The sequence below is a fragment of the Dyadobacter sp. BE31 genome (assembly GCF_031457695.1).
In the GTDB taxonomy this organism is placed as follows: Bacteria; Bacteroidota; Bacteroidia; order Cytophagales; family Spirosomataceae; genus Dyadobacter.
In genome coordinates, this window is sequence record NZ_JAVDXA010000002.1 from 1,577,642 (window position 1) to 1,592,629 (window position 14,988).

The 14,988-nt window shown below is 49.3% G+C and carries 11 protein-coding genes; 5 read left to right on the forward strand and 6 right to left on the reverse strand.

All coding sequences use genetic code 11. From position 1 onward, the window contains the following. Window positions 1–3 precede the first annotated feature (3 nt). The 3 genes from J2Y43_RS15205 to gyrA form a co-directional block, all read right to left on the reverse strand. Window positions 4–1,353: a C10 family peptidase gene (locus J2Y43_RS15205; protein WP_309984055.1), complete on the reverse strand. Its 1,350-nt coding sequence runs from the start codon at window positions 1,351–1,353 to the stop codon at window positions 4–6. 318 nt (window positions 1,354–1,671) lie between these two features. Further along, the gene (locus J2Y43_RS15210) at window positions 1,672–3,129 is read right to left on the reverse strand and encodes a tetratricopeptide repeat protein (RefSeq protein WP_309984057.1); all 1,458 of its coding nucleotides are present in this window, start codon (window positions 3,127–3,129) and stop codon (window positions 1,672–1,674) included. Window positions 3,130–3,201: 72 nt separating this feature from the next. Then, window positions 3,202–5,829 (reverse strand): DNA gyrase subunit A, encoded by a 2,628-nt coding sequence (gyrA, locus tag J2Y43_RS15215; protein ID WP_309984059.1) that lies wholly within the window; start codon window positions 5,827–5,829, stop codon window positions 3,202–3,204. Between the two features lie 284 nt (window positions 5,830–6,113). Between gyrA and J2Y43_RS15220 the strand changes: the two genes are divergently transcribed. From J2Y43_RS15220 to J2Y43_RS15240, 5 genes are all read left to right on the forward strand, one after another. Further along, complete coding sequence (locus J2Y43_RS15220) at window positions 6,114–7,418, forward strand: gluconate:H+ symporter (protein ID WP_309984061.1); 1,305 nt, start codon at window positions 6,114–6,116, stop codon at window positions 7,416–7,418. Window positions 7,419–7,763: 345 nt separating this feature from the next. Then, complete coding sequence (locus tag J2Y43_RS15225; RefSeq protein WP_309984063.1) at window positions 7,764–8,240, forward strand: RidA family protein; 477 nt, start codon at window positions 7,764–7,766, stop codon at window positions 8,238–8,240. Window positions 8,241–8,394: 154 nt separating this feature from the next. Further along, window positions 8,395–9,507, forward strand: coding sequence for a D-TA family PLP-dependent enzyme (locus tag J2Y43_RS15230; RefSeq protein WP_309984064.1), 1,113 nt, complete (start codon window positions 8,395–8,397; stop codon window positions 9,505–9,507). Between the two features lie 165 nt (window positions 9,508–9,672). Beyond that, entirely contained in the window at window positions 9,673–10,743 is a 1,071-nt protein-coding gene (locus tag J2Y43_RS15235; RefSeq protein ID WP_309984066.1) for a membrane dipeptidase, read from the forward strand. Between the two features lie 246 nt (window positions 10,744–10,989). Continuing rightward, a complete protein-coding gene (locus tag J2Y43_RS15240; protein ID WP_309984068.1) occupies window positions 10,990–11,253 on the forward strand; it encodes a hypothetical protein in 264 nt (87 codons plus the stop codon). Between the two features lie 73 nt (window positions 11,254–11,326). Here the strand turns inward: J2Y43_RS15240 and J2Y43_RS15245 are convergent, their stop codons facing one another. The 3 genes from J2Y43_RS15245 to J2Y43_RS15255 form a co-directional block, all read right to left on the reverse strand. Further along, complete coding sequence (locus tag J2Y43_RS15245) at window positions 11,327–11,890, reverse strand: DinB family protein (RefSeq protein WP_309984070.1); 564 nt, start codon at window positions 11,888–11,890, stop codon at window positions 11,327–11,329. 72 nt (window positions 11,891–11,962) lie between these two features. Further along, window positions 11,963–12,547 carry a cyclic nucleotide-binding domain-containing protein gene (locus J2Y43_RS15250; protein WP_309984072.1) on the reverse strand — a complete coding sequence of 195 codons (585 nt, stop codon included), beginning with the start codon at window positions 12,545–12,547 and terminating at the stop codon, window positions 11,963–11,965. A gap of 27 nt (window positions 12,548–12,574) precedes the next feature. After that, entirely contained in the window at window positions 12,575–14,812 is a 2,238-nt protein-coding gene (locus J2Y43_RS15255; RefSeq protein WP_309984074.1) for a bifunctional alpha,alpha-trehalose-phosphate synthase (UDP-forming)/trehalose-phosphatase, read from the reverse strand. Window positions 14,813–14,988 lie beyond the last annotated feature (176 nt).

Here is a 14,988-nt window from a genome sequence, read left to right on the forward strand (position 1 = left end):
CACCTACGGCTTTACACCCAAGCGTGCCCTCAACCAGCTGTCGTATTTACCCTTCCCACCCGGATTCAAATTTCCCAAGGTAAACCAGCCGTTATCGTTCCCACGCCAACCCCAGTTAATATGATGATAAGTGTTTATGATACAGTAGCAATCCTCGGGAAGTCCTGTGCTCGAATAGCAATAATTCGTTGAGTTATATCCATCGCAAACCCAGTAGTGTGCATCGTTTAAATCCATACCTGCCTTAGTACCACTCATTAGCACCGGGCGCCCGAACTGAGTTTCTGCTTCCATCATGCCAATATTTGAGGATGAAGAACCGTTTTGGGAATAACCTGCCCAACTAAATCCATTTGCGATATTTCCCGGTAACGTGAAAGTACCGCAGTCTCCGGGAGCATTACTGGAATTCATCGTCGCTGAAAGATTGTATAAAAGTTTAGCGATTTCAAGCTGGCCGGGATTAAAACCGCTACATTGCAGGTCGGGTATTGATTGGGGCATTATACCAAAATTGTATCCGGCCGACGGCTTGTGATCAAATCGCATAATCATCCCCAGGGCCACTGCCGCACACCCGGTAGCGGCCTTTCCGCATTTGCCGCAGCCCCGGGACCACATCGAGTTGTTGAACCCGTAAGTTTGCCCCCACAAAGAGTTCGGAGTAGTCACCGGGCCGACCAGAATGTTCCAATCCGGATTACAAGGACTGCATATCTGCGGATTAGGATGGGGGCAATCGGTAATTCTGCCCGCCTTTCTGGCGAGGTACTCTTCAAGTTTTTTCCAGGAGACAAAAGCTTGCCGGCTTTGCTCTTTGTTCCTTTTTCCCCGCCTGACCACTTCCTTCGCATAATCCAGCCATATCTCCACAGGATCAGGCATTTGCGTATCCAATTCCATGGGACCTTCCTCGGACCAGGCCAGTACCGGAATTGTTCTTTTGTCTGCCGACATGACGACAAATCCTTTCCGATCAGATCGTGCTTTCGATCTGAAATTTATAATATACAGTAAATCAGCACCATCCGTATCTACCAAAGTATCAATCCGCACAATTTCGTTGACGGCACTGAAAAGATCGGTGTCCGTAACTGCCGATGTACGTGCATTTCGGTGACCGTCGTTACCGGTAACTTTCATGTACGCATTTAATTCAAAGTGGCTGGCGACCAGATCAGCTACCTCGGATGCCGATACATGAAAGGATCTTGTTTCAGCGGTCTCAACACTTGTGATGTTCGGACGCTTTTCGCAAGCAGCTAATAAAATAGAAATAGCCAATGACAAACAACTGATACTTTTTGCCAAACGGCTCGTGTGTGAGGTAAACAAACAATCTCTCATAGCCATAGTTTTTATAGTTAGTTGCTCAAACATTTATTTAACTAATACATGACGCACGTCGAAATGACGCGCAGCTTTGGCAAACGTAGCGATTGCATTTTCCCAAAAAATGGCCAATGAGCTGCCGGGGGCGGCTACAATGCAGCTGACCGACATGAACCAGCAAAAGGTTTTTTACAAAAACCTCCGGTAATTGATTTTGACACTCATTTGTTGTATAATTTATATTATGTTAAATAGATATTCCTAAATGAAGAGAGCACCGATTTACCCGATGCTCTCTTCTATCTTATCGACTACGCGAAGCTACCGCCTTGTCGTCTCTTACTCTTCGATACAAGCAACTCCTTTTGCAGCGAATTGTTCCAAAACGCCGTTCAGGTTTGTCAGGTTGTCCTTAGCCTCAGCTTCGTCCTTAGCCTGGATTGCCTTTTCGAAATATGGTTTCGCTTTTTTGAATTTACCGCAAACACGGCCTTCAACTTCTTTACCACGCTGCTGATATTCCGTCATGTTCATGTTATCCACTTCGCCTTTCAGCTGTACAGCTTCGTTGAAGTAGAAAACACCCAGGTTGTAAAGTGCGTCGTAGTTCGTAGCATCGATTTCCAAAGCTTTTTTGTAGTTAGCCACTGCTTTGTCGCTCGCTTCTTTTTGTTTCGCTTTCGCGTCAGCAAGCTCCTTTTGCAATGCAGCTACATCTTGTCCTTTTGCAGCTTCCTGAGCAGCTTTCGCTTCTGCTTCAAGTTTAGCGATCGCCTCTACGCTTTCTTTTTTCTTTGCGTTCACATCCGCAAGCTGACGTTTCAAGTCAGCATTTTTAGGCTGCTTCTTGATCAACGCGCCGATACGCTTTACTTCGCCGTCGTAAACTTCGATTTTGCCTTTTTCAGACTCGAGTGCCTTTGCTGCATTGGTTGCTGCATTGTTACCTGAACCTACTTTGGCGCTTAACTGCTTCACCTTGTCGGTAGAAGTTCTGTACATGTTATCGTACAAAATAGCCAGGTTTACCACATTCTGGGTGTTTTTAGGATCAGCAGCTGCCAAAGCTTCGAGCTCTTGGATCGCCTGATCTTCCTTACCCGAAGCCAGCAAAATGTTCACAACTTCCGCTTTCAGATCTTTGTTGCCCGGTGATTGTTTCAAACCGTTGTTCAAGGTTTCGATAGCCTTGTCGAAGTTGTTTTCCGAACGGTACAGCTGAGCCAGACCGTAGAAAACACTGGGATCTTTACCGCCGTTGGCAGCGTATTTCTCGAAAGAAGATTTTGCAATATCCTTTTTGTCAAGCTGTTGTGCTGCGATACCACCATAAAGGGATGCCAATGTATCCTTTTTGTTGATCTCCTGAGCAGCCTGGAACATTTCCAGTGCGCCGCCCAGATTTTTAGCCTGGTACTTTTCAGCACCTTGCTTTACGAATGCATTGAAAAGCTGGGTTCCTTCACCGCCGGCGATTACGTTCGCGGCTTCTTTGGAAGATTTACCTGGCTCCCCTTTCTTCGTAACATCCAGCTCAACAACCTTTTTGTAGGCTTCCAAAGCCGTTTTTGCTGCACTAGAATCTACTTCTGAACCTTGTAGGGCTATGTTTTCATAAAGTTTAGCGCGTTCGAGCCAGAATGAAGCCTTTGCACTTGCTTTGGGATCAGTGGCATCTTTATCGCTTTTCTCTTTGTCCTTACGAAATCCATCTACCAAAGCCTTGTTCACAGCGTCCTGCGCCATCGCAGCACAGCCGAACAGGCTAAGTGCAGAAACAAAAAACAGTTTTTTCATAAATATTAACTTTGGTTGTGATTGATTGTTCGAGTTCTAAATATAAATCAATTAATATAATTTTTACAAAAATCATGCCTCTGCGTCGTCGGAAGGCTCTTCATCGTCCTCCTCCTCGTCACCAGCGACATCTTCATCCTCGTCCAATTCATCATCCGTAACAATTATATCCTCCGCCGAAGCACCTTCAACCTGCGCTACCGGTTTAGGAACTACGTTGCCTTCTTCATCCAGTTCCTCGGCTTTCTCATCCGGGTCCTTCAGAATGCGGGTGACCGACGTAATTTCATCCGTGTTGCTCAGGCGGATCAGTTTCACACCCTGGGTGTTACGTCCAGCCTGACGGATGTCCTGCACGCTCATACGGATAGCGATACCATTGCGCGTGATGATCATCAGGTCGTCTTCCTCGGTTACCTCGCGGATAGCCACCAGCTTGCCTACCTTGTCGGTTGCATTCATGGTAGAAACCCCTTTACCGCCACGGTTAGTAACGCGGTAACTGTCAATTGCTGAGCGCTTTCCGTAACCGTGTTCCGAAACCACAAGCAGCTGCGCATCCTCGCGGCTGATACAAACCATTCCGATTACCTTGTTCTCAGGATCGTTCAGGTTAATACCACGCACACCGGCAGCGGTACGGCCCATTGGTCGCACGCCTTTTTCATTGAAACGCACCGCGCGACCAGCCGCTGAAGCGATCACAATGTCGTTGTCACCGTTAGTCAATGCTACATTCAGCAGGCGATCGCCTTCATTAATTGAAATAGCGATGATACCGTTGGTACGCGGACGTGAATATGCTTCGAGCAAAGTCTTCTTGATAGTGCCCTGCTCGGTACACATAATGAGGTAATTATTGTTGATATAATCCTCATCCGACAATGTTTTCACATTGATGACGGAGCGGATCGAATCACCGGATTCGAGACTGATCAGGTTTTGGATCGGGCGTCCTTTGGAAGTCTTGCTTCCCTCAGGCACCTCGTAAACCTTCATCCAGAACAACTTACCGTATTCGGTAAAGATCAACAGGTAGTTGAGCATTGTCGCGGAAAACAAGTGCTCAGTGAAATCGGTATCCTTGGTCTTCACACCACGGGAACCAACCCCTCCCCTTGTTTGGGTACGGTATTCCGAAAGCGGTGTACGTTTGATGTAACCTTCTTTGGAAATGGTAATGAGCATTTCCTCATCGGCGATCATGTCTTCGTCGCTGAACTCCTCGGCCGAAAACTCGATTTGCGTTCTGCGCTCATCTCCGTAGCGTTCTTTAATTTCGGTCAGCTCGGTTTTGATGATTTCGTATTTGCGGTACTCGTTAGCCAGGATGTCCTTCAAGTCGGCAATCAGGAGCATGATTTCTTCATACTCCTTCACGATCTTCTCTCTTTCCAGACCCGTCAAGCGTTGCAAGCGCATATCGAGGATCGCACGCGCCTGAATCTCCGACAGGGCGAATTGCTCCATCAATCCGGTCTTTGCAGTTTCCGGGTCACGGGCTGCACGGATCAATGCAATTACGGCGTCGAGATTATCGAGCGCGATCAACAAACCTTGGAGAATGTGTGCACGTTTTTCAGCTTCGCGCAGTTCGTACTCCGTCCGGCGGGTAATTACCACAATCCGGTGGTCTACATAATGCTTGATCAGGTCTTTCAGGTTGAGCAACACCGGGCGGCCTTTTACAAGCGCCACGTTATTCACCCCGAACGAAGTTTGCAGCGGTGTGTATTTGAACAGGTGGTTCAATACAATATTAGGTATAGCATCCTTTTTCAGGTCGAAAACAATGCGCATACCTTCGCGGTCCGACTCATCGCGGATGTCGGAAATACCTTCGAGTTTCTTGTCGTTGATTAGCGACGCGATCCGTTCGATCATCGCCGCTTTGTTGATCATATAAGGAATTTCGGTTACGATAATCTGCTCGCGACCGGTTTTGGAAACCTCGAACTGTGCCTTCGAACGCATGATAATGCTTCCGCGGCCGGTTTCCATCGCCGAACGGACGCCGTTGTAACCGTAAATGATACCACCCGTCGGGAAGTCAGGAGCCTTTACATGCTCCATCAGTTCGGGGATCGTAATGTCGTTGTTGTCGATGTAAGCGAGTACGCCGTCCACGACCTCACCCAGGTTGTGCGGCGCCATGTTGGTGGCCATACCTACCGCGATACCGGAAGATCCGTTGACGAGCAGGTTGGGGAATTTGGCGGGAAGCACCGAAGGCTCGCTCAGCGAGTCATCGAAGTTAGGTTGAAAGTCAACCGTATCCTTGTTCAGGTCGGCGAGCAGCTCGTCAGCAATTCTTTTCAGCCTTGCCTCCGTATAACGCATCGCCGCGGGGTTGTCGCCGTCGACAGACCCAAAGTTACCCTGACCATCGACGAGCGGATAGCGCAGCGACCATGGCTGGGCCATACGCACCATCGTGTTATAAACCGATGAGTCACCGTGCGGGTGGTATTTACCCAAAACCTCCCCAACAATACGAGCCGATTTTTTATGGGACCGGTTGTAACTTACGCCCAGATCGTCCATTCCATAAAGGACCCGCCTGTGAACGGGTTTCAGACCATCGCGAACGTCGGGCAAAGCGCGGGAGATGATAACGGACATCGAGTAATCGATGTAGGCTCCACGCATTTCATCCTCGATATTAATCGGGATAATGTTTTCACCAGAAGATTCTGCCATAAACGATTAGAAAAGAATCAAAATTTTAAGTTGGGCTAAACCGATAGATTCAATCGCCCAGCGGATTAATACAATCTTGTTGGTACTAAAAAGTCAAATTTCGCCATTTTTAAGCATTCTAACAAACTATCTTTTGTGCTATTTCCGCCCCTTGGGCGTATATCGGTGACTATCCGTACATTACCTTCCAGAAATATCCAGGGGAAAACTAAATTGGCATCTATCATTAAAAATCCCGTTCTTCCTGCTTATTAGGAATAGCTTAATTTTCGACAATTTCACCTATGCCTTTACTATTAACCTTTATCGCGATCCTCGCCCTAATCCTTCTCATTGCCTGGCTTAAAATCGACACATTCATTTCCTTCCTGCTGGTTTCGATCGCGCTCGGGCTCGCGAGCGGGCTGGAAGTAGACACGGTAAGCAAAGCCATCCAGAAAGGTGTGGGAGGGACCCTGGGCGACCTGGTGCTCATTGTCGGGTTCGGGGCGATGCTAGGGAAGATGGTGGCAGACAGTGGCGCAGCCCAGCGCATTACCGACGCGCTGATCAGCCTTTTCGGCCAGAAATATATCCAATGGGGTATGGCGCTCGCGGGATTTGTGATAGGCATTCCATTGTTCTATAATGCAGGGTTCGTGATTGTGATTCCATTGATTTTTATGATCAGTGCAACCGCCCGTTTACCATTATTATATATAGGTATACCAATGTTATCCGCATTATCGGTAGCGCACGGGTACCTCCCACCCCACCCTTCCCCGGCGGCGATCGCGAGCCAGCTACATGCCGACCTGGGCAAGACCCTATTCTATGGCATGATCGTCTCGCTGCCGGCCATCGCGGTGGCCGGTCCTATTTTCGGAAAGACATTGAAACGGTTCCAGCCCAAGCCCGACGCCGACCTGTTCGACGTAAAACCCCGCCCCGCTTCCGAACTTCCCGGATTGGGGATCAGCGTCGTTACCGCGTTACTTCCTGTGTTTCTGCTTACGACCATGTCGGGCGTGAAACGCATTTATCCCGACAATAAACTGATTGCATTGTTGGCAGAGCCCTATTTCGGAATGCTGGTTTCGGTGCTTTTCGCAGCATATGCATTAGGTGTAAAGCGTGGTATGAGCATGAAAAAGGTGGGTAAATCCATGGAAGAAGCCTTCAAAGGCGTTTCCTCAATTTTGCTGATCATCGCCGGCGCAGGTGTATTCAAGGAAATCATGACGGCCAGCGGCGTGAGCACCTTCATTGCCGAAAGCCTCAAGGGAATGGACATTTCCCCGCTCCTGCTCAGTTGGGCCATTGCGGCTGTGATCCGCGTTTGCGTGGGCTCCGCTACTGTTGCCGGACTTACGACCGTCGGCATTCTCGCACCCCTGCTCGCAAATGCGGGCGTACCCGCGGAGCTGCTCGTACTCGCCATAGGTTCAGGCAGTTTAATGTTCTCCCACCTCAACGACGGCGGCTTCTGGCTCTTCAAAGAATACTTCAATCTGAGCATCAAAGACACGATCCTCACCTGGTCGGTGATGGAAACTATTGTGTCAATAATGGGTTTGCTGGGCGTTTTAGTACTAAATTTGTTCGTCTGAGCCGAAGCCGAATGAAAGCCAGGCGAGCGAAGCTAAGCCGCCTCCGTCCGTAAAAACGGACGGAAATAGATTTTTATAACAGCTGAAGAGTATTCCGGCCCCGTTAATCAATCCTTATACTTTCCCCTTGCCGTTCGTTTCAACGAACGGTTTCAGATTGATATATAGATTGCTAGTCAAAGATAGATTGGGGATTAGATTTATAGATTGATAATCAAATTTATAGATTAGAATCAGATCTATAATTTGAGAATTAAGTATAGATTAAAAGAGCACTTTACAACAATTCCAGACTCAAAATTCGAATAATCAAGAATTTCAAATTCAATAATCCACTCATTAAATATGGATAATACACCAGAGTCAAACTTCGCAGCCCTTGGCCTTAACCTCCCTCCCGCTCCAAAACCGCTGGGCGTTTATAAACCGTTATTGATTGTCGACAAACGCTGGGTTTATGTTTCCGGACATGGCACGGTACAGGACGACGGCACGCTGATCATCGGACGCATCGGAAAGGACCTCAATCCAGATCAAGGCAAACTCGCTGCGCGTCAGGTTGGTCTGGCTATCTTGTCCACGCTGAAAGCCAATCTAGGCAGCCTTAACCGCGTCAAAAGAGTGATCAAGGTTCTCGGTATGGTAAACTGTACCGACGATTTCGAAAAACACCCATTCATCATCAACGGATGCAGCGAGCTCTTCGCGAAGGTTTGGGGGGAAGAAAACGGTATCGGCGTAAGAAGCGCCGTAGGTATGGGCACGCTGCCTGATAACATTCCTGTGGAGATCGAGGCGATGTTTGAATTGGAAGAAAAGTAATGAACCTGAGGACGAAATAGTCAGGAGTAGTCAGGTATTGTTGGAAAGCCATTTATTGTGTTCACACCTACACTTGGCCACAAATGACTATACATGACAGTATATGACAATACATGACAAAACTTGACCAATTCGTCACGCAAACCTGCATCACATGTCCTGGTACCTGCTCAACAATCCGGAGAAAGTAATTTCCCCGTCGCTCCTATTCTATAAAGATCGCATCGAAAGCAACATTCGGAGTATGGTCAGCATCGCCGGCTCTCCGGAAAGACTTGTGCCGCATGTCAAGACCCACAAATGCCCGGAGATCGTTGAAAAGCAACTTTCTGCGGGCATTTCCAAGTTTAAATGTGCCACCATTGCCGAAGCCGAAATGGTGGCCGGCGCCGGGGCCCCGTGGGTGTTGATCGCCTACCAACTCGTCGGCCCGAATATCGACCGGCTCTTCGCATTACGCGCGAAGTTCCCGAATACGACCTTTGCGTCGCTCATTGACAATGAGCAGACCGCAGCATTACTGAATGAGGCATCCACTTCCCGGGAACTCCGGTCGACCGTGTTCCTCGACGTCAACAACGGCATGAACCGAACCGGCCATGCTACGGACGAGAGCCTGCTATCACTTTATCGCTATGTGAGCAGCCTCGAAGGACTCGTATTCGGCGGTGTACACATTTACGACGGGCATATCCGCAATCCGGAGTTTTCGGAACGCAAAGCCGCTGCCGACGAAGCCTATGAAAAAGTACTTCCGTTGCTCGACCGTATTGAAACCGAATGCGGCTACGAACCGATGATCATCGTCGGCGGGTCACCATCTTTCACGGTGCACACGCTCCGGCCGGATGTTTACCTCAGCCCAGGCACGAATGTACTCTGGGACTGGGGCTATGGCGATCGTTTCGACGGCCAGCCCTTCGAACACGCAGCGCTGATCCTGACGCGCGTTGTCTCCAAACCCACTCCGGGCATCGTCACGATAGATCTTGGCCACAAAGCCATTTCCGCCGAAAATCCAATCGAAAACCGCCTTCGTCTGCTCAACCTGCCCGAATACACATTACTAGGCCAAAGCGAAGAGCACGGCGTGCTGCAAGTAGGCACCGATGCATGGGAAGCGATCCAGATCGGCGACGTCTTTTACGCACTCCCCCACCACATTTGCCCGACCGTAGCGCTGCACGACTTTGCAACGGTGATCGAGGACGGCAATATCGTTGGAGAATGGAAAATTACGGCGAGGAGCAGGAGGATAACGATTTAGGTGAACCGTCACGTGTAGTCAGGTATTGTCAAGTGTAGTAAAGAATTGTGGCTATAAATGACCTATTGCATAACCTTCTGACTATAAATGACCATACCTGACTACTCCTGACAATGCCTGGTAATAAATGACAATCATACAATCACTCATTCAACCATTACCCCAATGTTCCTCTTCGACGCACATCTCGACCTTTCCATGAATGCCGTGGAATGGAACCGGGACCTTACCCAGGATCTGTATTCGATCCGCGACCGGGAAAAGAACCTCACCGACAAGCCCGACCGCGGCAAAGGCGTAGTGAGTTTTCCGGAAATGCGTAAAGGCAATATCGGGCTTTGCGTAGCTACGCAAATTGGCCGCTACATTAAACCCGACAGCAAAATCCCCGGCTGGCATTCACAAGCACAGGCATGGGCGATCACGCAAGCGCAGGTGGCATGGTACAAAGCCATGGAGGAAGCTGGCGAAATGGTGCAGATCACCGGATTGGCGGGCCTCCGCAGCCATCTGGAATTGTGGCAGAATGCCGAATCGACCGAGGGCTTGCCTATCGGCTACATCCTCAGCCTCGAAGGCGCCGATTCATTCGTAAGCCTCAAAAACCTCGAAACTGCTTACGGCTATGGCCTGCGGGCGATCGGGCCCGCGCATTACGGCCCGGGCGTGTATGCGTACGGGACTGACTCGGACGCGCCGCTGAGCGAGAAAGGCAAAGACCTGCTCCGCGAAATGGACCTGCTCGATATGATCCTCGACGCGACGCATTTGTGCGACACGGCATTCTGGGAAGCGATGGATTTATACAAAGGCCCGGTTTGGGCGAGTCATAACCTCGTTCGCGCTATTACGCCTCACAACCGGCAGTTTTCCGACGAGATGATCAAGGCCCTGCTGGAACGCGACGCGGTAATCGGCATGGCGTTTGATGCCTGGATGATGATTCCAGGCTGGATACGCGGCAAGTCGACTCCCGAAAGTACCGGACTGAAAATCGAGCACGTTGTGCAGCATATCGACCATATTTGCCAGATTGCCGGCAATGCCATGCACGTCGGCATAGGATCCGACCTGGACGGTGCTTATGGCAAGGAGCAATCGCCGGGCGACCTCGATTCCATCGCCGACCTGCAAACGATTCCCGGACTATTGGCCGCGCGGGGCTACTCTGCAAGCGACATCGAGCATATCATGTGGCGCAACTGGGTCAACTTTCTGGAAAGGAACTGGGCCTGACGGCATTAGCCTACTATTTCGCAAGAATTTATAAAATCTAATAAATTCTTAATATAGCAATAAAAGAAGTTTTCAGAAAAGCTTCGCAACTTGGTATCATGGTTGCGGAGCTTTTTTGTTTTGATGCAAAAATAAACGCCTATACTTATTTGGAATCATTTTAAATAAGTAGTAGTTTTGAATGAATAAATCAACAATCTAAATCAGGTCGGTAACATCCGGCCCCTAAATTTCACGTAACGACCAATGGCTAATACATATAAAATTTTCTTCCGGACGCATATCCAGGCCAGCAAATCGCTGCAAAAGCTGCACGACTGCCTGAAACAATTGAATGTAAAACACTGGGCCTATGACTTTCAGGACTTCCTCCTGACCCTGACCTCCGAACTACCGGATTTCACCCGTATCCAGCTTGCCTTGCGATCTGCCGGTTACGTTTGCCACTTTATCAAGCTCGAAAACATGAATGAGAGCCATTTGGACACCAACGGCCTAGCAATTGCATAAACTACTGACGTTTAACGGCTATCCATTCCTTTCCTTGGGCAGTCATCGGTTTCCGGTGGCTGCTTTTTTATAGCTAACAAATGCTTTCGGGCACCAGGTTGCGTTTTGCCTGTTGCATATGGCGTTCGTTGTGTGCGATGATAAACTGGAAAACATCCCCGATTTTCATGCGGATAAATGGCAAGATGGATATGGGGATACGGATGGCGTCGAGGTCCTTGCCCATCCCGTCGCGCAGGAGGTATAGCAGCTCTTCCTGCTGCCTGATAAACTCCCTCACCACACTCGCCGAATCCAGTCGGGATTGCGGAATATGCCCTTTGAACGCCTTATACTTACGCTTTCCTGTTTCCGGGTCCATCATTTTGGTGAAATAAGCGCCTATCCAGGTGCTGGTAAAACCCTCCGCATCGGCAGGTGGGGCAGCCCGGAGCTTATCACGCATGCGGGGCAAATAGTAATGTCCGTAGCTGTTGAGATGGTCCAGGCATTGTGCGATGCTCCAACCACCCGTGGCCGATGGTTTGTTCAGAAATTCATCGTTCCTGTTTTGAAACAATGCAACAGCATCCGAAATGTGTTGCTCGACTACATCGTCAAGCTTTTGCAGTAAGTCCTTCTTATTGATGGTTTCCATGGGCGTTCGATACTTTGATGTCGCAAAGTTGCGCTTCCGTTTCCTTGAAATATTTGGTAAAAACCAACATTTTCAAATCCGGACCTTATTCACAAGCTTGCTGAAATTGGTTGGATCGATGCCCAGGTAATTGGCGAGGTACTTATGCGGCACCAGTTGCAGGATATGCGGGCTGCGTTTGAGCAGGTTGCGAAATTTATCCTCCGAAGAAAAGCATTGCACCTCCACGAGACGCTCCAGAATACCGGAAAGCGTATTCGTTATGCCTGCCCGGAGCATACGCTCGATCGCCGGACGCTCATAAGCCACCTCCTTAAACTCAGTGTAAGGCGCACGGATAAAGCTCGACGGCGTAAGTGTTTCGTAATAATACCGCGATGGCACGTCCATCATCACCGAATCGATAATGCCCCCGAACGATGGCCGGTAGGTAAATGCGATGGTCGCCTCGCGGCTCTGGTCATCGAGGTAGTAAATGCGCTGAACGCCGTCAGTAACGAAGTAAACATACCGCTCGGTTTCGCCCGCGGAAGTGATAATCTCTTTCCTCCGGGCGCTGAAAGGCCTCCAGATGTGCGAGAGTGCCTCCCAATCGGCTTGATCGAGCGGATGAATGGCCTGAACGACCGAATGAAGCAATTTTAGCGGTTCCTCCATAGAACCGCTAAAATACAAAAGCCCTTCCTACTCGCCTACGGGCGAAACCATAAAATGCAGGAAATGGAACACTTCGTCCTGGCTGCGGATATGATTGCGCGCGGCCGAAAGGTCATCCCCTATTTTGATGGTAAAAGAAGTATCCGGCAATGCCTCGAACATGTCTTCGTCGGTCGTATCGTCGCCGATGGCCAGAATGAAATCAAAATCGCCGCTTTCTACGAATGTCCGGGTGGCAGTCCCTTTATTGAATGCAGTTTTCTTGACTTCCACCACCTTGTTGCCATCAATCACCTGCAAGTTCAGTTCCGGCTGGATGTAATTTTTGAGTTGCCAGAGCAGCTCCTGTGCGCGGCGGCTTGCATATTCCTTGTCGTCTGCGGTGCGATAATGCCATGCCAATGCGGTCTCCTTTTCCTCCACAAATGCGCCGGGGCAACGTTTGGCGTAGATCTGCATCATCGGACGGATACCATCCTTCCAGTTTTCTTCATAACCCTCATTCAGCTGCCACTCACCGGAATCTTTTGCTTTGATCAACGCACCATGCTCCGCAATCATATGCACGGGCAGGTCGCTGAAAAGCTTATCGAGAAAATAGCGGTCGCGCCCGCTGACGATCACCACGGTATCCCGTTTGGCAATTTCGGCCAACAATTTTTTTACATCCTCGCTCATAATCGCCTTTGCCGGATCGGGAACGATTGGCGCCAGGGTACCATCGTAATCAAAGAAGAGAATTCTGTTATTGGATAATTGGTAAGCGTGCCGGATTGCGTCGATGCCCTTGTTGTTCAGGAAAACCTGGCGCAAGCGGTCGTGTTCTAATTCTAACATTGTCATTTGGGTAAAAAAATCACTGGTCCATGCGAACACATCGTAATCGCGGATCCTTTCGCGCATAGCGTTCATTCGTTTGTTTTGTTCCTCTTCCGGCATTTCGAAAGCGGTTTTGATCGCATCCGCAATGTCCTGCCTGTCAAGTGGGTTAATGATCAGGGCTTCGCCCAGCTCGGCCGCGGCACCGGCCATTTCACTTAAAATCAACACTCCGTGGCCATCCTTCCGGCTGGCGACATACTCCTTGCAAACGAGGTTCATACCGTCGCGTACGGGCGTGATCAGCGCCACATCGCTGGCCGTGTACATGCCCACCATTTCGTGATAAGGCATCGAACGGTACTGGTATATGATGGGTTGCCAGGATATGATTCCAAAATCGGCATTGATCTTCCCTACCGTCTGGTCAATATCCGACTTCATTTGCTGGTATTGTTCAATGGTGTCACGCGACGGCACGACTACCATCACAAACGATACTTTTTCGTGCCAATCGGAGTTTTGTTCAAGAAAACGCTGGTAACCATGCAGGCGGTGGATAATACCTTTGGAATAATCGAGACGGTCGACCGAGAAAATAATCTTCTCTTTAAGCGACTGCCGGGCGTCGGAACGGGCGGCTGTTACGTCCGGGTCGTCGTAGGCGTCGTTGAACTTATCAAAATCAATGCTGATCGGAAATGAATCGACCTTGACAATGCGGTTACCCAGGTTGATGTAATGCAATTTATTCCCCAATTCGGAGACAAGTCTCGCCGCTTTCAAAAAATATTCCACATAATCGTTGGTATGGAACCCCACCACATCGGCGCCCAGAATGCCGTCCACGATTGCCTTTCTCCAAGTTACCGGCAGCAGCCTGAATATCTCAAAAGAAGGAAAAGGAATGTGAAAAAAGAAGCCGATTTTGTTCTCAGGAAAAGCATTCCGGATCATTTGCGGAAGCAGCATCAGCTGATAATCCTGCACCCACACCACATCGCCGGGACGGATCACTTCTTTCACCTTTTCGAAGAACAATTCATGCGCCTCACGGTAGGCATCGAAATACACATCGTGAAACCGGGCCAGCGAAGGGAAATAATGGCAAAGCGGCCATATCAGGTTGTTACAGAAGCCTTCATAGTAATTTTCATTGAGCTCGTCGGGAATGAAAACCGGGTGCGCCCGGAAATTTTCATTCTCCATCGACTGCCCTTCGAGCTCCTCCGGTGTATTCTCGGAAAAGCCGATCCACTGGATCTTCTGATGTGCGTCGAAAGCTTCGTTTTGCTGATCCTTCACCAGCGAGAGTACCGCTGAAACCAGGCCGCCGGAATTTTGAAATAGTCGGGAACCACCGCCGTCCCGAACCACCTTAAACGGTAGCCGGTATGCGACTATGATGAGCCTTCCCGCATTAACTGACTGAGATAAACTTTCCATAATATGCCCGAAAGCCCTCAAAAGCCATGCCAAAAACGGCTTTTGAGGGCATTTCCCTCTGTGGGTACAACAAATGCGGCATATACTGCCATTTGGCAGATTTGCCCTACTCTATCAAAAAATGAGCGGGCCTATCAATCCGATAAGGTTTTGCAGGAAGAAATGAATGTGTTAAT